Source organism: Streptomyces sp. NPDC017936 (assembly GCF_044328485.1).
In the GTDB taxonomy this organism is placed as follows: Bacteria; Actinomycetota; Actinomycetes; order Streptomycetales; family Streptomycetaceae; genus Streptomyces.
In genome coordinates this window covers 327767-345918 of record NZ_JBIRHK010000006.1, presented here as the reverse complement: position 1 = coordinate 345918, position 18152 = coordinate 327767, and the positions used below count along the sequence as shown (strand labels likewise).

Genomic DNA, 18152 nt, shown 5'->3' with positions numbered 1-18152 from the left:
GCGGCAGGGCCGGCCGTACGGTTCGAGGCGCCGGCCGCGAACGGCCGACGCCTCGGGTTCGGTCCCTCCCGGCCGAGTGCCGGCAGAGGCGGACGTGATCCTCGTCAGGCCGTCGGGACCTGTCCGGCCTCGGTCGTGACGTCGGCCTTCGACGACGCGATCAGCTCCGAGCCCCCGTTCCCGCGGTCCGTGAAGCCGCCGAGGAAGGCGAGGCCGAGGCCGGCGGCGGCGAGCGCCGCGCCGACCAGGGCGGGCGAGGCCCAGCCCCAGCCGGCCGAGATGGCCAGGCCGCCGAGCCAGGCGCCTCCCGCGTTGGCGAGGTTGAAGGCGGAGTGGTTGGAGGCCGCCGCCATCGTCGGGGCGTCCTTCGCCTTGGTCATGAGCAGCATCTGCACGGGCGTGGTGACGAAGGCTCCCATCGCGCCCATGACGACGAGCGTCACCAGCGCGGGGACGGTGCTGTGGACCGTGAAGTAGAACGTCATGAGCGTCGCGCCGAGCAGGGCGAACCCTCCGTACAGCGTCGGGCGCAGGGCGCGGTCCGTCAGCGGGCCCGCGACCAGCGTGCCCAGCGTCATTCCGGCGCCGTACAGGGCGAGGACCCAGGTGGTCGAGGACTCGGTGAAGCCCGTCAGGTGCGTCAGGATCGGCACCAGGTAGCTGTAGACGGCGAAGAAACCGCCGAAGCCCACGACCGCGGTGGCCAGGCCGAGGGCGACCTGCCTGTTCCCCATCGCCCGCAGCTCGTGCCGGACGCCGGCCTGGTGGCCGCGCGGCTGGTGGGGGACGAAGGCGGCCAGCGCGGCGAGGGCGACGAGACCGATGACGGCGACCGCGCAGTAGGCGTACCGCCAGCCCAGCTGCTGTCCGAGGGCCGTGCCGACCGGGACGCCGACGATGTTCGCGACGGTGAGTCCGAGGAACATCCTCGACACGGCCCGCCCGGCCCGCTCGGGGGCGACCAGCCGGGAGGCCACGACGGCGCCCACGCCGAACAGCGCTCCGTGCGGCAGGCCCGCCAGGAAGCGTGCCGCGAACAGCAGGCCGAAACCGGGAGCCAGGGCGGACGCCACGTTGCCGGCCACGAACAGTCCGGACAGCAGGAGCAGGAGCCGCTTGTGGGCGATGCGCGCGCCGATGCCCGTCAGCACGGGGGCGCCGACGACGACGCCGAGCGCGTAGGCGGAGACGAGGTTGCCGGCGTGCGGCACGGACACGCCGACCCCGTCGGCGATCTGGGGCAGCAGCCCCATCGTCGCGAACTCGGTCGTACCGATGCCGAACGCGACGAGGGCAAGGGCCAGCAGAGCCAGTGGCATGGAACGGGAACACCTTTCAGCGACGACCAGTGCGAAACGACGGAGCAGACGCGGACCACGGCTCCACCGCTGCCGTGGCCAGTCGCGCCGGCCACCATCGCCCGGCACCCCCGCGCGCAGGGAAGGCTCCAAGCACGTACAGCCACCGGGAACCCGCGTGCATTCCAAGATCCGCGCCTCGGCGGATATGGGACCGGTCACACCGGCGGCCGCCGACCGGCCCCGGGCGACCACGGCGTCCGGCGGGATCACGCCGGGCACGCGGCGCCGCCGTCCGGTGCGGACGCGCGGGCCGGCGCCTCCCCGGCCTTGTGGTGCTCGGGCCGCGCCGCACGCGGAAGGTGATCGCTGACCAGGCAGCCAAATCTTCTGCCGGGTGAACAACGGCATGGTCATCTTGAGTTTTCTACGCAGGTCAAGCCCGCCTTCACCCCAGGTAGAGGCCGCTTTCTGCGCACCGCCGTGGAGGCCGTCGGCTTGACCGGGAACACGCCAGCACATTTACTTGTTCGAACAGTAAAAGGCCTGGGGCGAGACCTCCTCGTCCAGCGCCTCCGCCTGTGGACGATCTTGAGGAGTACGACCATGTCGAAGGCTTTCGAGCCCTACGAGCTGGGCGGCAAGCGCCTGGCCAACCGCATCGTGATGGCGCCGATGACCCGCAGCCGCGCCTACGGCCCCGGGCAGAGCCCGACCGACCTGACGGCCGCCTACTACGCGCAGCGGGCGAGTGCCGGCCTGATCGTCACCGAGGGCACCCAGCCGTCGGCGGTCGGCCAGGGATACCCGGACACCCCGGGCATCCACTCCGCGGAGCAGGTGGCCGCGTGGCGGAAGGTCACCGACGCGGTCCACGCCGAGGGCGGCGTGATCTTCCTGCAGATCATGCACACCGGACGGGTCGGCCACCCGAGCCTGACGGGGCTGCAGCCGGTCGCTCCCTCCGCGGTGACGGCGAAGGGGCAGGTCTACACGCACGAGGGGCCGAAGGACTTCGTGGAGCCCGCCGAGCTGTCCGAGGAGGGCATCGCCGGGACGATCGCCGACTTCGCCACCGCGGCCCGCAACGCCGTGGCCGCCGGGTTCGACGGCGTGGAGCTGCACGGCGCCAACGGCTACCTCGTCCACCAGTTCCTCGCCCCGAACTCCAACCGGCGCACGGACGCCTGGGGCGGCACGCCGGAGAAGCGGGTCCGGTTCGCCGTCGAGGTGACGCGGGCCGTGGCCGACGCGATCGGCGCGGACAAGGTGGGCTTCCGCCTGTCCCCCGGCAACCCGTACAACGACATCGCCGAAACCGACCCGGCGGACCTCGAGGCGACGTACACCGCGCTGGTGGAGGACCTGGCCCCGCTGGGCCTGGCCTACCTCCACCAACTGGAGGCCCCCGGCGCGGGCGAGCTGATGGCGCGGCTGCGCAAGCTGTGGCCGGGGACGTTCGTCGTGAACCCGTTCACGGGCACGGAGCCCACCGGTCCGGACGCGCTGGACCTGGTCGAGAACGGCACCGCCGACCTGGTCGCCTACGGTGCGCTGTTCCTGGCCAACCCCGATCTGCCCGCCCGGCTGCGGGCCGGCGGCCCGTTCAACGCCCCGGACCCGGCGACGTCCTTCGGCGGCGACGAGCGGGGCTACACCGACTATCCGGCCCTGGGCGGCTGACCTCGCGGACCGGCGGAGGGGGCCGCGCGACCGGCCGCTTCCGGGCACCCCGCCAGCCTCTCGGGCGTTCGTCGCCTACAGTGCTGCAGGAACAGGGCGACGTCTCGCGGTCCGGAGCAGCCCGAGAAGCCGGCCCGGGGCAGGCACGGGAGCGAGAGATGAGCGAGAAGGCAGCGGCCGGGGAGAACGACGTCTGCGGCGGCGCCCTGGCGGCAGCCCGGCAGGGCCCCCTCAGCGCCGCCATCGTCCAGGTGGCGCGACTGCACCGGCTGCTCGCGGGACAGCTCCTGCGGGAAGTCGGCCTCCACCCGGGGCAGGAACTGGTGATGATGGAGCTGTGGGAGCGCGGGCGGCTCCGGCAGGTGGACCTGGCCCAGGCGCTGGGCGCGGACTCGGCGACGGTGACCCGCACCGTACGCAGGCTGGAGCAGGCCGGTTTCGTGCGCAGGATCCCCTCCGACACGGACAAGCGGTCGATGCTCGTCGAGGCGACCGCCGCCAGTCTGGCGGCGCGGCAGAAGGTCCAGGACCTGTGGGGCGAACTGGAGGGGTACCTGACCGACGAACTGAGCGAGGACGAGCAGAGCGATGCGCTGACCGTTCTGCGCAAGCTCGAATCCGCACTGGCACGGCACGCGCCCGACGGGCTCATCGCCTCCCGGTGAGCCGGTCCTGAGGTGTCGTCCCGCCGTGTGCGTCGCGCCTGTCTCGGATCACGGGTGCGCTGCCGGCGGTTCCGGTGGTGTGCGGGCTGCCGCGGCCGCTTCGTCAGCCGCCGCGGCAGCCCGCCCTCGCCGGTCGGCTGCGGGCCGTCGGCGCGGGACCGGAGGACCGGTTCCCCGATCCTCAGGGGGCGACGGGCAGGTCGAGGTAGCTGGCCTGGCTGTCCTCGGTGGTCAGGGTGATGACGGTGCCGGATTCGTTGGCGCTGTCGTAGAAGGGGTCGTGGGTGTCGACGGCGAGCATGAGGCGCCACCCCGCGGGGAGGAAGAAGTCGGCGCTCTGCAGGTCGAACCCGGCGGTGACGGGGGTGCCCGCCCGCCCGTCACGGTGGGTGAAGGGGGCATGGCTGATGATGTACCCGCCGCCGAGGGGGTCCACGGCGAACAGGTAGGCCACGACCGTGGCCATGCCGGTGGAGGAAGCCATGTTCAGGCTCAGCCGGGGCGTGCCGCGCAGCCGGATGCCGCCGGGGTCTGCCGGGCCGGTGGTCCAGATGCCCACGTGCTGCTGGGCCGCGCCCTGGTCGAAGGTGTGGGTGAGGTACCGCTTGGGCAGCACGAACCGCTCCAGCAGTCCGCTGATGATCACCGCGTCCGCCGCCCTGGCCGGCGTGCTCGGTCCGCCCGCCTGCAGGGACAGGCCCCAGCTCGGCGGCCGGCCCGTACCCAGGAGTCCGCGTCTGCCCCCGGCCTCCGGCGCGCCCAGGTACAGCCGCTGTGCCCGGCCGGCGAAATCCTCCCAGTCGGAGTAGGTGTGGCGCACGCGGGTGTGCATGACCTCGCTGGTGATCCGCGGTTCGTTCTCGACGCCGTTGTCCTCGTCCTTCAGGTACCGGTCGAACCAACGGCGCAGGCCTTCGAGGATCGGGTCGCCCGGTACGCCGCTCAGGCACAGCAGTTCGGGCGAGGTGTGGTCGCCGATCCCCAGGTACAGGCGCTTGGGCCCGGTCAGGCTGCGGAACAGCTGCAGGGCCTGGTTGACCGGGAAGATCGTCTCGTGCCAGGCCTGGACGTAGAAGACGGGAACCCCACGGTCGTTGAGGGCTTCGACGTGGCTGGCCGGGGAGCGCGGGACGGCCCAGTCGAGCGGTTCGCCCACGTCCCCGCCGTTCAGCAGGGCGTCGAACATCTTCTCCGTGTCGGGAGACAGGCGTCCGGGGGTCGGCGAGGACTTCAGCGCGCTGATGGAGGCCAGGTGCCGGGTGCCGTTCTCGTAGAAGGCCGCGCCCATGTCGCCCCATGTGCTGAGCGCTGCCACGGCTGCCACGCGGCGGTCGGCGGCGGCGGCCATCTGGCTGATGCCGGACCCGTAGGACTCGCCCAGGAACCCCACCTTCGTCACCCGCTCGCCCAGGCGCGCCAGCAGGTGGTCCACCGCCTTGCCGGCGTCCGTGATGTCCTTGTCGCCGGCCGTCTCCACCAGCCCGTCGGAGTCCCCGAAGCCGCGCGTGGTGTAGGCCAGCACGTGGTAGCCCCACTCCTGGAACCGGGCGGCGATGCCGGTGTACGCGGTCCACCCCTGGTTCACCCACGGGGAGGGCATCACCAGCGCCGGACGCGGCGCGTCGTCCGGGTGCGTCCACAGTGCGCCGTCGAGCTCGTCGCCGTCCGCACCGGGGATCCGCACCTCCTCGTATCCCCGGGCGCGCACCTGCTCCACCTGTGCCGCCAGGTCCTCGGGCAGCACGGCGGTGTCCCCGGTGCGCAGCGCCTGCCGCAGCGCGGCCAGCCGGACCTCGTCCAGCGGAACGAACGCCGTCTGGGCATCGGGCAGGTCCTCCGCGGAACGCCTGCCGCTGTCGGCGAGGTCCGCCACGGCGGACATCAGCGCCCAGGGCGCCTCGCCGCTTCCGAGTTCCTCGTTGAATCCGCTTGTCATCCGGTGATCCGCCTTTCCGTTCGTGTCTTCGGTCGGGACAGGCCGGCGCTGTCTGCCGCGGACGGCGTACCGTCCGGGCCCGCGCCGACGTCTGGGGCCGGAAGGGGTGCGACGCGCGGCGCGCTGACGGTGGTCCGCCGCTCTCCCGGCAGTGAGGGCAGAGACGGTCGCCGCTTCCTGCGGCACGGTTCTGCCCGTGGAACGCGTCCTTGCTGGACGGCGCCTGGTGAGATGTCCGGTCCCGCGGCCGGGCCCCGCCTTTGCGCCCGTCCTGCCTGCGGGCCCGGAGCGGGTTTCCCGTGGCAGTCGCACCGGCGGCGGCCGTCACGGCCGCACCGGCGAGGACGCGCTCCGGCAGGTACGTCCGTGGGGGACCTCCCCCAGGTCATGGCCTTCCGGGCGGGGTGTCACCCTTCACCCGCGCCGGCGTGGAATACGCCATCGTGTGATCTGTGGAGGGCCGCCCGCCCCGCTCACCCGCCGGCAGGCGGAAGCGTCGGGCGGCGCTCTGTGCGACGAGGGCCTGCCGGAAGGCATCGGCTGCGGTGGGGCCGGTGCCGGCCGCTCACGGCGGCGGCTCCTCCTGCATCGGTGACGCGCGGTGCCCGGTCACGGGCTTCCCGGCCCTCGGGTCCGCGCACGCTCCCGTCGTCGCCGCCTCCGGCTTCCGCCGGCCTCACCGGCGGTGGATGCGCCGCGCCTCACCCGACGGGGGCGGTCCGCCGGCGTTTCACGACCTGTGCATGAGGAAAGGGGTGGCCGGGCGCGTCCGCTCCCACACGCCGGGCAGCTGCTGCTCGGGGCGCTGCTGCTCACCGTGCAGGGCGTTGAGGACCACCAGGCATCCGGTCAGAGCCGGCACCGCCCACTGCGCGCAGGCCAGCTGCCGCCGGGCCTTGTCGGTGTCGATGGGGTGCTGCTGCGCCTTCTCGGCGTCCTGCGGGTCGGAAGAGGAGGCCAGCTCGATCTTCTTGCCCAGGACGCGGGCGTAAGCGGTGGCGACCAGGGCCGCGGCGGTGACGGCGGTCTTGGCCACGGTGGAGGCGGCCACGCCCTGCTGCGCGGCGACCCGGTGGGCGTTCACGGCGAGCAGCCCGCCGCCGCCGAACAGGTGCGCGCCGATGGCGGCGGCGTTGACCGGTGCCCACTTCGCCCAGCCCGACGAGGAGATGCGCGCTGTGGCCAGGTCCGTCTCGCCTTCGTCCTTGGCCGCGCCGTTCAGACCGACCGCGCCCATCAGCGATCCGCCGAACCATGCTGCCAGGCCCAGATCGTGCAGACTGCGGATCCATGTGTTGCGTTCGGACACGAGAGCGCTCCTTCGGGAGGGGATGAGCCGACGGGAACATCGAGCACTCCCCCACTCTCACCGGACCCCTTTCACGCCGCCACCACAACTGACCCGGACAGGGTGCTCCACTGGGGTGATGCGACCCGCCGGGCCGGGTGGGGCGACGTCGCCGCCGAGACCGCCGTCCTCGACGCGCGCGCCCCGGACTGCTCGCCCGAGGCGACCGTCGCGCTGGTGTGCGACGCGGCCTCCGGAGCGCCCGGCAGCTACGGGACCGGACCGTCAGCAGAACGCCCCGCCCACCGCTCGAGATCGAGCGGTGGGCGGGGCGCGAGGAGCGGATCCTGTTCGGCGGAACGCCCCTGTGCGCTTGCGGTGGCCATAGGCCGATCGTGTTCATCGACCGGTCCCGGGCGGCGGGCCGTACGCGGACACCCGCCGCCCGGGGCCGTCAGCCCTTCTCGGCGGACGCGGCCGGGGCGCCGGCGGTCGCGGAGGGCGCCCCGCTCCCGTCGGTCCGCCCGGCGGCACCGGACTCCTCGGCGAGGCGTTCCATGCCGCTGGTGGTCTTCAGCGGCTTCTCCTTGACGAACAGGACCGCGATCACCGCCAGGAGCGCGAAGGGGGTGGCGACGAGGAAGAGCTCGCCGGTGGCGACGCCGTAGGCGTGCTCCACGATCTCGCGGACCGGGGCGGGCAGGGCCGTCATGTCCGGCACCGCGCCGTGTCCGGCCGCGCCTCCGTCGGTGGGTACGCCGGCCCCCTGAAGGCCCTTGCTCATCTCCGTGGCCACGCGGCTGGCGAGGATCGCGCCGAGCACGCTGGTGCCGATGGTGCCGCCGAGGCTGCGGAAGAAGGACAGGACGGAGGTGGCGGCACCCAGTTCGGAGGCGGCCACGTCGTTCTGTGCGGCCAGCACCAGGTTCTGCATGAGCATGCCGACGCCGATGCCCATGACGGCCATGTAGAGGCTGAGCAGGCCGAAGTGGGTGTCGGCGCCGATCGTGGAGAGGAGACCGAGACCGGCGGTCATCAGGACGCCGCCGGCGATGAGGTACGCCTTCCAGCGGCCGGTCCTGCTGATGATCTGCCCGGCGACGGTGGAGGAGACCAGGAGTCCGAGGATCATGGGCAGGCTCATCAGGCCGGCGACCGTCGGGGACTTGCCGAGCGAGATCTGGAAGTACTGGGAGAGGAAGACGGTGCCGCCGAACATGGCCAGGCCGACGAAGAGGCTGGCGACGGTGGTGAGCGTCACCGTGCGGTTGCGGAAGATGCCGAGCGGGATGACCGGCTCGGGCACCCGGGACTCGACGAGGACGGCGGCGGCGAGGAGGACCAGTCCGCCGCCGGTCAGGGCCGCGGTCTGCCAGGAGGCCCAGTCGAAGCTGTTGCCGGCCAGCGAGACCCAGATGAGGAGCGCGCAGACGCCGGCGACGATGAGGAAGGCGCCCAGGTAGTCGATCTTCGCTTCGCGGCGGAGGGTGGGCAGCTTCAGGGTGCGCTGGAGCAGGACGATGGCGAGGAGGGCGAACGGGACGCCGATGAAGAAGCACCAGCGCCAGCCCAGCCACGAGGTGTCGACGAGGACGCCGCCGATGAGCGGTCCGGCCACGGTGCCGACGGCGAAGACGGCACCGAACACGCCGGCGTACTTGCCGAGCCTGCGCGGTGGGATGATCGCCGCCATCACGACCTGGGCGAGGGCGGTCAGGCCGCCGGCGCCGATGCCCTGGGCGACACGGCTGAAGATCAGCAGGCCGACCTCGTGGGAGAACCCGGCCAGCAGCGAGCCGACCACGAACAGACCCAGGGAGATCTGGAGGAGCAGCTTCTGGTTGTAGAGGTCGGCGAGCTTGCCCCACAGCGGCACGGTCGCCGTCATGGCGAGCAGTTCGGCGGTGACGACCCAGGTGTACGAGGACTGGCTGGCGCCGAGGTCGGCGATGATCCGGGGCAGGGCGTTGGCGACCACGGTGCCGGCCAGGATGGAGACGAACATCCCCGCCATCAGCCCGGACATGGCCTGGAGTATCTGCCGGTCCGACATGGAGGTCGGGGACGCCTCGACCGGCGCCACTGTTGAGTTCACAGCATCCTTCTCGGGGTTCGTTGGTCGGAGGACCGCCCGCGCGTGAGCGGGTGACGGTGCTCCAGGGGAATCCGTTCGACGGACGGACCGGACGGGGTCGTCCGCTTCAGCGTCCGTCGTCCTGAACGGGGGGTTCGGGGAAACCCGCGGCGAGGTGCTCGAACGCCTCCCGGAAGACGTCGGCGAAGGTCACCTCGGCCTGCCGCACGCACCAGTGCTCGACCGCGACGCGGACGGCGGTGCTGCCGACGGCGGCCAGGAGGCGGGGGTACAGGGCCAGGGCGCGCCTGCGGTCCTGTTCCTCCGGCGATGCGTGGGCGGGGGGGGCCTGGGCGAAGAGCGGCGAGCCCGCGCCGATGCGCTCGGCGATCGTCTCGGCGAGGAGGAGTTCGTCGCTCATGTGGGCCCCGAGGGTCCGTGCGAGCAACGGGGGGTTCTTGCCGAGGACTTCCGCGTGCAGTCGCCACAGTTCCTGCTGCTGCTCGACCTCTTCCAGCTCTGCGGCCAGGGCCTCGCGCAGCGCTTCCAGGGGGGAGAGTCCGGCGGGGGCGGCGAGGACGGCGTGGCGGACGCGGACGCCGGAGTCCGCGCCGATCATGACGAAGACTTCGTCGCGGGAGTCGAAGTAGTTGAAGAACGTACGCGTGGACACCCCGGCCGCCGCGCTGATCGCGTCGACGGTGACGTTCTCGACCCCGTGCTCCCCCGCCAGGCGTACGGCCGCTTCCACCAGGGCGGCACGGGTCGCCTTCTTCTTGCGTTCTCTGAGCCCGCTCCGGGCGGGCGCCCCCTCTGCCATGCGTGCATGGTACGCAAAAATGCAGACCGTGCAAAAACCGCGCGTTCCGCCGCCCCGGCGTCAGCGCCCCGGCCGGGTCCCCAGGCCGGCGAGGAGCGCGCCGGTCACCGTCACGAGGCCGACGAACCGCGGAACACCCATGCGCTCTGGCTAGACCGTTCTACCCAGTAGGGGTTACGGAGCCGCAGCCGCGGTACCTGCACGGAGCAGCCCGGGAGAGAGGCACCGGGCTCGCGGCCGTCGGCCGACGCCCCGTCACCAGGAGCTGGGAGCTGGGAGCTGGGAGCAGCATCATGACGTCACCGACCGGTCATCTCGTCGTCGACGGAGTGCGCCTCGCCCACCGTGACCGCGGCCGGGGCGAGCCCGTGGTCTTCCTGCACGGCACGCCCTCGCGTTCCTACGAGTGGCGTGAGGTCGTACCGCGCATCGAGGAGGCCGGCCACCGGACCGTCGTCTACGACCTGCTGGGATACGGGCTGTCCGAACGCCCGGTCGACCGCGACACGTCGGTCGCCGCCCAGACGGACCTCCTGGGGGGCGTCCTCGACGCGCTGGGGCTCGACAGCGCCGACATCGTCGCCCACGACGGGTGACGTCCTGCGGTCCTGTCCGGCGCCGCACCGGGGGGGCGCCCGGACGCGTCTCCTTCTTCGAGCACCAGGTGCGCCACTACGACTCGAAGTACACCGAGGAGATCAGCGACAAACTCGGCTCCCTGGCCGTGCCGGTCCGCACCCTCTGGGGTGAGCGCGACCGGTGGCAGCCCCTCCACTACGCCGAGCGGCTCAGCGGCGACATCCCCGGCGCCGACCTCGTCGTCGTACCCGACGCCGGGCACTTCCTCATGGAGGACGCCCCGCGGCGCGTCGCCCACGAGATCGGCGGTTTCCTGGTGACCCCCGTCCCGTGGGAAGACGCGGCGGGGAAGGCCCCGTTGACGCCGACGCCCCCGGCACGTCACGGCACGTCACGGCGCGTGACGGCCGGGGCGAGCGGTACGACGGCCGCCGGCGGCGGCCCCGTGAGCGCGGCCGGCGTGGCGGTCAGGGTCCCGGCGCGGTGAAGTAGTAGCGGCGGTAGCCGCGCAGCATGCTGTCGTCCGACAGCGTGAACCAGTCCACGAACTCCAGGTCGCCGGACCCGCCGTCCGCGCCGGCGGGGGTCAGCGGCGTGAGGCGTCCGGTCACCACCACGCTGTGGCCGTCGGCGACGATGTCGTCGATGTGGTGCGTGCCGGGTCCGATGATCGCGTCCTGATGCAGCCTCAGCACCGCCTCCCGGCCGGTGCGGTGCGGAGCGTCGGGACGTGCGACGTGGACGTCGTCGGCGAGCAGGGAGGCGTAGCCGTCGATGTCACCGGTGTCCAGGTAGTGGTAGGAGAGCCGCACGTGGTCGACGCCGGCCGCCGTCACGGCTCCGCTGACCGAACCACCGGCCGTGTCGCGCGTGGTCATGCTGTTCACTTCCCTTCCCGCGGCCCGCCCGCGAGTCCTCCCCCACCCTGCTCCGACAGCGCATCGGCGCGTTATCGCGTCACTATCACGCGTCCGCGTCGCTTCCGCAGTCCCTCACCACTCCCTTGCAACAAGCTGCTGTCGGTGAAATCACGGGCGCCATGGACAAGGGGACGCCCGGTCGGTGAAACTGTGGCCCGACATGGACGACCCGTGAATTCCCGACATTAGCTCCATGTCGATGTCTACGCGGCTACGGTCCTCGTGCGCTGTCAGAGCTGGGAGACACATGATCGATTCGTTGGTCCCGGACCGGTCCGAGTCACAGCAGACGGTGTTCAACATCCTGGGCCCGGTCGAGGTGCGGGGGCGTCGCGGGGACGTGCGGATTCCGCCCGGACGCCAGGAGATCGTCCTCGCCGCGCTCCTGCTGGACTCGGACCGCGTCGTGGGCACGGACCAACTGGTCGACGCGATCTGGGGCGACAACCCGCCGGACACCGCCCGCACCCAGGTGCAGATCTGCGTGTCGCGCCTGCGCAAGACCATCGCGGACGCCGACGTGACGGCCCCGATCACCACCCGGGCTCCGGGGTACGCCATCAACGTGCCGGCCCACCTCCTGGACGTACGGCTGTTCGGCAACCGGGTGGCGCAGGCCCACGGGCTCGTCCGCGAGGGGCGCGCCGCCGAGGCCACGGACCTGCTGCGATCGGCGGTGTCCCTGTGGCGCGGTCCCTGTCTGGACGGGGTTCCCAGCGAGGCGCTGCGCGGGCGTGCCCTGCAGTTGGACGAGGAGCGGCTGACCGCTGTAGAAACGTATCTGCAACTGGAACTCGATCTCGGCCGGCACCATCGGCTGGTGGGCGAGATCAGCCGCCTGGTCCATGAGCACCCGCTGCGCGAGCGGCTGCGCGGCCATCTCATGGTCGCCCTGTACCGTTCGGGCCGGCAGGCGGAGGCGCTGGAGGCGTACCGCACCGCGCGAGCCCTGCTGCTGGAGGAGCTGGGTCTGGAGCCCGGCGAGGAACTGAAGCGGCTGGAGTCGGCGATCCTCACGGGCGACCTCTCGCTCAGGGCGGCTCCGGAAGCCCTCCGAAGACCCGCCGGCCCGTCCCGCCCCGCCCCGCCCGAAGCGGACGACGAGGACGACGAGGCGGCCGACCCCCCGGCCCCCTCCGCGCCGCACCGCGACCCGGTCCCGCACCAGTTACCGGCGGACACGGCCGACTTCGTCGGCGACGAGGCCGTCATCGGATCCGTCACCGCGCTGCTGGCCGACGGCGGCACCCGCAGCGCGGTCGGCATCGCGGTGATCATCGGCAAACCCGGCATCGGCAAGAGCACCTTCGCCACCCATGTGGCCCACCGGCTCAGCGCGGAGCACTTCCCCGACGGCCAGCTCTACTGCGACCTGCGCGGAGTCGGCCTGGTGCCGACCTCGGCCCGGGACGCGCTCGGCCGGTTCCTGCGGGCCCTGGGGATTCCCGGTCCGGTGATCCCGGATTCCGTCGACGAGCGGGCCGAGATGTACCGGACCCTGCTGGCCACCCGCCGGGTCCTGGTGGTCCTCGACGACGCCGCGAACGAGAGCCAGATCCGTCCCCTCCTTCCCGGCACCGGCACGTGTGCGGTGATCGTGACGAGCCGCACCCGGATCACCGGCGTCCCGGGCGCCCGCCGCATCGAACTCGACGTGCTGAACGGGGACCAGGCGCAGGAGCTGCTCGGCCGGATCATCGGCCACGAGCGGGTCGCCGACGAGCCGGAGGCGGCCGACGCCCTGGTGCGCACGGTGGGCGGGCTGCCGCTCGCGCTGCGGATCGTGGCGGCCCGGCTGGCCGCGCGGCCGCACTGGTCGCTGGCATCGATGGTGCACCGGCTGGCCAACGAGCGGAACCGGCTCGACGAGCTGGCGCACGGCGAGATGACCATGCGGGCCAGTCTCTCCCTCACCCACGACGGCCTCGCCACGACCGACCAGCGCCTGCTGCGCCTGCTCAGCCTCGCCCACGGTCCGGCCCTGCCGGGCTGGGTGGCGGGCGCTCTGCTCGACGACCGCCGCCCCTACCCGTCCGACCTGCTGGAGCCCCTCGTCGACGTGCAGATGCTGGACGTCGTCGGGGTGGAGCACACCGGGGAGTTCCGCTACCGGTTCCACGAGATCATCAGGGTCTTCGCCCGTGAACTGCTCGTCGCCCACGGGGACGAGCAGGAGAAGTCGGCCGCGGTCGAGCGGATGCTGGGCGGCTGGCTGGCGCTGGCCGAGCTGGCGCACAGCAAGGTCTACGGCGGCGACTACACGGTGCTGCACGGGCGGGCGCCCCGCTGGCACCCCCCGGCCGCGTACGTCGACGCCCTGCTCACCGATCCCCTGGAGTGGATGGACCGGGAGCAGGCCAACCTGTGCCACGCCGTGGAGCACGCCGCCCGTGAGGGGATGGACGAGCTGGCCTGGGACCTGGCGACGACGCTGGTGACCCTCTTCGAGGCACGCGGTTACCTCGACCAGTGGGAACGCACCCACACCGTGGCGCTGGAGGCGGCCCGGCGGGCCGGCAACCTACGGGGCACCGCGGCGCTGCTCACCTCACTGGGCACCCTCCACCTCAGCCGACGCCAGGCCGCGCACAGCCGCGCCTCGCTCACCTCTGCGCTGGACCTGTTCGACCGGCTGGGCGACGTGAGCGGCCGGGCCCTGTGCCACCGGGACCTGGCGCTGCTCGCGCGTTTCCAGGGCGACGACGATCAGGCCCTGAACCTCTACGAGCAGGCGCTGCGCGACTTCGACCGCGGCGGCGACGTCGTGGGCCGGGCGATCGTCCTGACCCAGCGCGCGCACATCTGGATGCGCCGGGGCCGGACCGCGGCGGCGCACGCCCAGTTGGAGGAGGCGCTGGAGGTGTTCCGCTCGGTCGGCTACGCCGGCGGGCAGGCCCGCGCGTTGCGGCGGGTCGGCCAGGTCCTGGTCCAGCGGGGCCAGTACGAGCAGGCGGCGCACGCGTTCAGCGAGGTGCTGCAGATGGTGCGGGACAGCGGGGACGTCATCGGCGAGGGACACCTGCTGCGTGACCTGGGCGAGGCACACGCGCGCATGGGCCGGGTGGACCAGGCCCGCGCCCTGCTGGAGCGGGCGCTCGCGGTGCGGGAGCAGATCATGGACGCCGGCGGTGCGGCCGTCGTACGCCTGGACCTCGCGCGGCTGGGCCACGGGGCCGGTGGGTGGCGGGCCACGGCGGACCTGCTGGAGTCGGCGATGGTGACGTTCCGGGACCGGGGCATGTCCCGCGAACTGCGCGAGGCGGAGCAGTTGTTGGGGGCGGCCGTGGAGGCGCCCGCCGTACGGCCGTCGGTGCGGCTGTCGCCCTCCGCGGTGTTCACGGAGGCGCCGTTCGCCACACCCTCGCCGGTCCTGCCGCTGCCGAAGACTCCCTTCGGTCGGTCATCCGTCCTCCCCAAGGACGGTCCGGCCGGCGGCTGAGCGTCGCAGGTGTGCTTCGAGACCTACCGGCGCGAAGCGCCTCGGGTCGCGCCTTCGGGCGCCGCGACGACCGGAGCGAGGGTCGCGGGCATCGGACCGTCCGGACCGGACGCGGCCCACCCGGGGACGTGAGCGGCTCCGCCCCGGTGTTCCCGGAGCACGCACCGGGCCGCGTGCCGCCCGACGCGGGCGACCGGTGGCTCCACGATCGTCCGGGAGGCGCCGGACACACAGGTCGGGGTCCACGGCTCACTCCTGCTCACCGAGAGAGGGACGGTCAGTCCCAGGGGTTGTTGCCGTTCGAGGGGGTGGGCGTCGGGCTGGCCTGCGTGGCGTCGGCCGGCTCCGTGACGCCGCCGGCGCCGGTGGTCCCGGTGGTCCGGGCGACGCCGGTCTGCGAGGGCGTGCCGGAGGCGTCGGCGTGGGCGATCTGCGCGCCGAGCAGCACGGTGCCGGTCAGAGCGGTGGTGGCGACGGCGATCCGGAGAGCCTGGGCGATACGCATCGGGAGCGTCCCTTCGTCGGTCCTGGGCTTCGCAGTTCCGTTCGCTGCGATGTCCTCAACCTAGGAACCGGCGAAATTCCGGCACCGTCCCTGCCCCTATCCCGGCGCTATCACCGCCGGCTGTCCCCGGACAGTGCGCCGACCCGGTGCCGACCGCACGGTGATGTCACGCGGATAGCGGCCTGCGAAAGATGGGGTGTGAGGCCGGGTCGACCGCCGGGCCTCGCCGACGCCCGCCAGGGAGAGGGAACGAGACATGACCACGAGCGCCGCACCGGACACCGCCGATCTCCCGCCGCAGTTGGGAGCCCTGATGCGCCGGCACCGCCTGCGCATCGGGCTGACCCAGCGCGAGCTGGCCGATCTGTCCACGATCAGTGTCCGCGCCATCCGGGACCTGGAGCAGGGGCGCGCCACCCGGCCGCGCAGCGACACGATACGGCTGATAGCCGACGGGCTCCGGCTCGGCCCGAGAGCCCGTGCGGACCTGGAGTCGGCGGCGCGGCAGGGCCGCCGCGCGACGGCGCTGCACGAGCGGTTGACGGCCGCGCCGCCGGCTCCCCCGCGGGCCGCGAACGTCCTGTTCGGGCGGGGCGCGGAGACGGCGGTGGTCACCGACGAGCTCGCCCGCGGCACCGAACGCCTGGTCAACCTGGTGGGCTTGAGCGGTGTCGGCAAGACCCGGCTGGCCCTGGAGGTGGCGGCGCGCCTGCACGGCGAGGCGGGGCTGCCCGTGCTCTGGTACGCCTGGCCCGGCGCGCCGGCCGAGTACCGGGCCGACCGGGACGCGGAGGAGTTCGCGGGCTGCGTGGAAGCGCTCGTGCGGTATCTGTTCGGCACGGCGGACGACGATCCCGCACCCTTCCTGGAGCTGATCGGCGACCGGCCCGCGGTCCTCGTGATCGACGGCGTGATCGCGCAGCGGCCGCACGAGGGGCGTCTGGCCCGGCTGTTGCGGGAGTGCCCCGGGCTGCGTCTGCTGGTCACGTGCGACCGTCCCTGGGACACGCCGGGTGAGCGTGCGTTCCTGCTGACCCCCCTCACGGCGCCGGACGGCACCACGCAGGAGCTGCTGACGGCCGAGCCGGAAGACCTCGCGCAGGTCACCGCCGTACAGCTGTTCCTCTTCCATGCCCGCCGGGTGCGGCCCGAGTTCGTTCTCGACGGGCGGACGGCGGGTCCCGTCGCCGACATCTGCCGCCGCCTCGACGGGCTTCCGCTGGCGCTGCGCGCCGCCGCCGGATGGCTGGTGGTGTACGACGTGGAGACGCTGCGGGACTGCCTCGCGCACGATCCCGCCGTCCTGCTCGACCACTTCACCGACGCCGGCGAGGGCGCCCGGCTGCGCGCCTGCCTGGAGCGCGGACTGCACGGGCTGGATGCCGGCCAGCTCACCCTGCTCGACGAAGTGTGCCGCGGCGACGGCGATTTCGGGCTGGAGGACGTGATGGCGCTGACCGGGCGCACCCTGCCCGAGTGCGGTCGGCTCGTGCGTGACCTGCTGCTGCGCGGCGTCGTACGGCCGAGCCACCGGCCGGGCCGGTCGCGCTTCCTGGTGCTGGGCCTGGTGACGGTGGTGTGGCGCGGCGCCGGTCCTCGGCTCCGCTCCGTCCGCGCATCTGCTCCCGGAGTGCCGGAGGAACTGCCGCTGCGGCCCGCGGCCCCGGTATTCGATGGGTTTCACCAGTCTTCGGCCCTGTGACGGTGCTCCGTCCGGCCCGGCCGGAACCACGCGAGAATGCCCAAGGAGGACCCTTGTCCCCAGACATGCGCTCCGGCACCGGCGGCGTCGCGTCGGCCGTCATCGCCGGCATCGGGGCCGTGACGGCCGACCGTCTGGTGAAGAACGACGAGCTGGCGCGACGACTCGACGTCACCCCGGACTGGATTCGGGTGCGCACCGGAATCGAGCAGCGGTACGTCCTCGCCCCCGACGAGGCCACCTCGGACCTAGCCTGCCGGGCCGGGCGCCGCGCGCTGACGGCGTGCGGCGATCCCGACGTCGACTTCGTGATCCTGGCGACCTGCACCCCGGACCACACGTTCCCCTCGACCGCCCCGTCCGTGGCGAGCCGCCTCGGTCTGGGCCCGGTCACCGCCTTCGACCTGAACGCCGCGTGCTCCGGGTTCGTCTACGGCCTGTCCGCGGGCGCCGGGCTCATCGCTTCCGGCGCGTTCCGCTCCGGTCTGGTGATCGGCGCCGACGCCATCTCCACCATCACCGACCACGACGACCCGGTGACCGCCCCGATCTTCGGTGACGGGGCCGGCGCGGTGGTGCTGCGCGCCGGGACGGCCGACGAACCCGGCCGGCTGCTGGCGCAGACCACGGGCAGCGACGGCTCGCTGCTCGACGTCCTGATCACGCCGTCCGGCGGGTCACGGCAGCGTGCGGCGGGCGTGGCGCCGGATCCGGCCGACGGCTATCTCCGGATGGAGGGCCGGCTCGTGTTCCGGCACGCCGTCCAGCGGATGGCGGAGGCGTGCCGCACCGTCATGGAGCGGACGGGATGGTCCGCGGACGAGGTGGACCTGCTCGTGGCGCACCAGGCCAACGAGCGCATCCTGACCGCGACCGCGGGTGAGCTGGGGCTGCCGCCGGAGAAGGCCTTCAGCAACGTCGACCGGGTCGCCAACACGTCGGCGGCCTCCATTCCGCTCGCCCTCGTCGACGCGCTGGCCGCCGGGGCGCTGCGCCCCGGCGACAAGGTGGTCCTGGCCGGGTTCGGCGGTGGGGTGACCTGGGGTGCGGTGACGCTGGTCTGGCCGGACGTCCCGGTAGGCACCGGGTCCGAGGTCTGAGCGGCGCGCGTCCGGCCCGCTGCCGGCCTTCCCCGCCCCCGGTTTTCCGCCGCCGGTCGCAGCCACCCTGTGCGGCTGCTTCCCTTCCGCCCCTTCCTTTCGCGCTTCCGTGGCGCACTCGACCTGCGCGTCCCGCTGCTCCG

14 protein-coding genes are annotated in these 18152 nt (G+C 73.1%); 7 read left to right on the top strand and 7 right to left on the bottom strand.

Translation table 11 applies throughout. From position 1 onward, the window contains the following. Positions 1-104: 104 nt before the first annotated feature. The gene (locus ACH4F6_RS15435; RefSeq protein WP_397960644.1) at positions 105-1319 is read right to left on the bottom strand and encodes an MFS transporter; all 1215 of its coding nucleotides are present in this window, start codon (positions 1317-1319) and stop codon (positions 105-107) included. A gap of 585 nt (positions 1320-1904) precedes the next feature. On the opposite strand from ACH4F6_RS15435, the gene ACH4F6_RS15430 reads away from it, so the two are divergent. Together ACH4F6_RS15430 and ACH4F6_RS15425 are read left to right on the top strand one after the other, a co-directional pair. Further along, a complete protein-coding gene (locus ACH4F6_RS15430; RefSeq protein ID WP_397960643.1) occupies positions 1905-2981 on the top strand; it encodes an alkene reductase in 1077 nt (358 codons plus the stop codon). 158 nt (positions 2982-3139) lie between these two features. Further along, a complete protein-coding gene (locus tag ACH4F6_RS15425; protein WP_397960642.1) occupies positions 3140-3646 on the top strand; it encodes a MarR family winged helix-turn-helix transcriptional regulator in 507 nt (168 codons plus the stop codon). 181 nt (positions 3647-3827) lie between these two features. Here ACH4F6_RS15425 and ACH4F6_RS15420 read toward each other — a convergent pair whose 3' ends face one another. From ACH4F6_RS15420 to ACH4F6_RS15405, 4 genes are all read right to left on the bottom strand, one after another. Further along, positions 3828-5582: a CocE/NonD family hydrolase gene (locus ACH4F6_RS15420; protein WP_397960641.1), complete on the bottom strand. Its 1755-nt coding sequence runs from the start codon at positions 5580-5582 to the stop codon at positions 3828-3830. A gap of 730 nt (positions 5583-6312) precedes the next feature. Beyond that, positions 6313-6891 carry a hypothetical protein gene (locus ACH4F6_RS15415; RefSeq protein WP_397960640.1) on the bottom strand — a complete coding sequence of 193 codons (579 nt, stop codon included), beginning with the start codon at positions 6889-6891 and terminating at the stop codon, positions 6313-6315. Between the two features lie 433 nt (positions 6892-7324). Further along, positions 7325-8923, bottom strand: coding sequence for an MDR family MFS transporter (locus ACH4F6_RS15410; protein ID WP_397960738.1), 1599 nt, complete (start codon positions 8921-8923; stop codon positions 7325-7327). Between the two features lie 148 nt (positions 8924-9071). Continuing rightward, positions 9072-9764 carry a TetR family transcriptional regulator gene (locus tag ACH4F6_RS15405; protein WP_397960639.1) on the bottom strand — a complete coding sequence of 231 codons (693 nt, stop codon included), beginning with the start codon at positions 9762-9764 and terminating at the stop codon, positions 9072-9074. Positions 9765-10057: 293 nt separating this feature from the next. Here ACH4F6_RS15405 and ACH4F6_RS15400 point away from each other — a divergent pair, with 293 nt between their 5' ends. Together ACH4F6_RS15400 and ACH4F6_RS15395 are read left to right on the top strand one after the other, a co-directional pair. Then, on the top strand, positions 10058-10360 hold the full coding sequence (locus ACH4F6_RS15400) for an alpha/beta fold hydrolase (RefSeq protein ID WP_397960638.1): 303 nt from the start codon (positions 10058-10060) through the stop codon (positions 10358-10360). Then, entirely contained in the window at positions 10357-10830 is a 474-nt protein-coding gene (locus ACH4F6_RS15395) for an alpha/beta fold hydrolase (protein ID WP_397960637.1), read from the top strand. Before ACH4F6_RS15400 ends, ACH4F6_RS15395 begins: the two co-directional genes overlap by 4 nt. On the opposite strand, the gene ACH4F6_RS15390 is transcribed toward ACH4F6_RS15395, so the two are convergent. Next, entirely contained in the window at positions 10811-11221 is a 411-nt protein-coding gene (locus ACH4F6_RS15390; protein WP_397960636.1) for a nuclear transport factor 2 family protein, read from the bottom strand. The two genes, ACH4F6_RS15395 and ACH4F6_RS15390, sit on opposite strands and share 20 nt — an antisense overlap. Positions 11222-11510: 289 nt before the next feature. On the opposite strand from ACH4F6_RS15390, the gene ACH4F6_RS15385 reads away from it, so the two are divergent. Then, the gene (locus ACH4F6_RS15385) at positions 11511-14702 is read left to right on the top strand and encodes an AfsR/SARP family transcriptional regulator (RefSeq protein WP_397960635.1); all 3192 of its coding nucleotides are present in this window, start codon (positions 11511-11513) and stop codon (positions 14700-14702) included. A gap of 277 nt (positions 14703-14979) precedes the next feature. Here ACH4F6_RS15385 and ACH4F6_RS15380 read toward each other — a convergent pair whose 3' ends face one another. Then, the gene (locus ACH4F6_RS15380; RefSeq protein ID WP_397960634.1) at positions 14980-15207 is read right to left on the bottom strand and encodes a hypothetical protein; all 228 of its coding nucleotides are present in this window, start codon (positions 15205-15207) and stop codon (positions 14980-14982) included. 256 nt (positions 15208-15463) lie between these two features. Here ACH4F6_RS15380 and ACH4F6_RS15375 point away from each other — a divergent pair, with 256 nt between their 5' ends. Both ACH4F6_RS15375 and ACH4F6_RS15370 read left to right on the top strand, forming a co-directional pair. Next, the gene (locus ACH4F6_RS15375) at positions 15464-16909 is read left to right on the top strand and encodes a helix-turn-helix domain-containing protein (RefSeq protein WP_397960633.1); all 1446 of its coding nucleotides are present in this window, start codon (positions 15464-15466) and stop codon (positions 16907-16909) included. 53 nt (positions 16910-16962) lie between these two features. Then, entirely contained in the window at positions 16963-18009 is a 1047-nt protein-coding gene (locus ACH4F6_RS15370; protein WP_397960632.1) for a beta-ketoacyl-ACP synthase III, read from the top strand. The last annotated feature ends 143 nt before the right edge of the window (positions 18010-18152 follow it).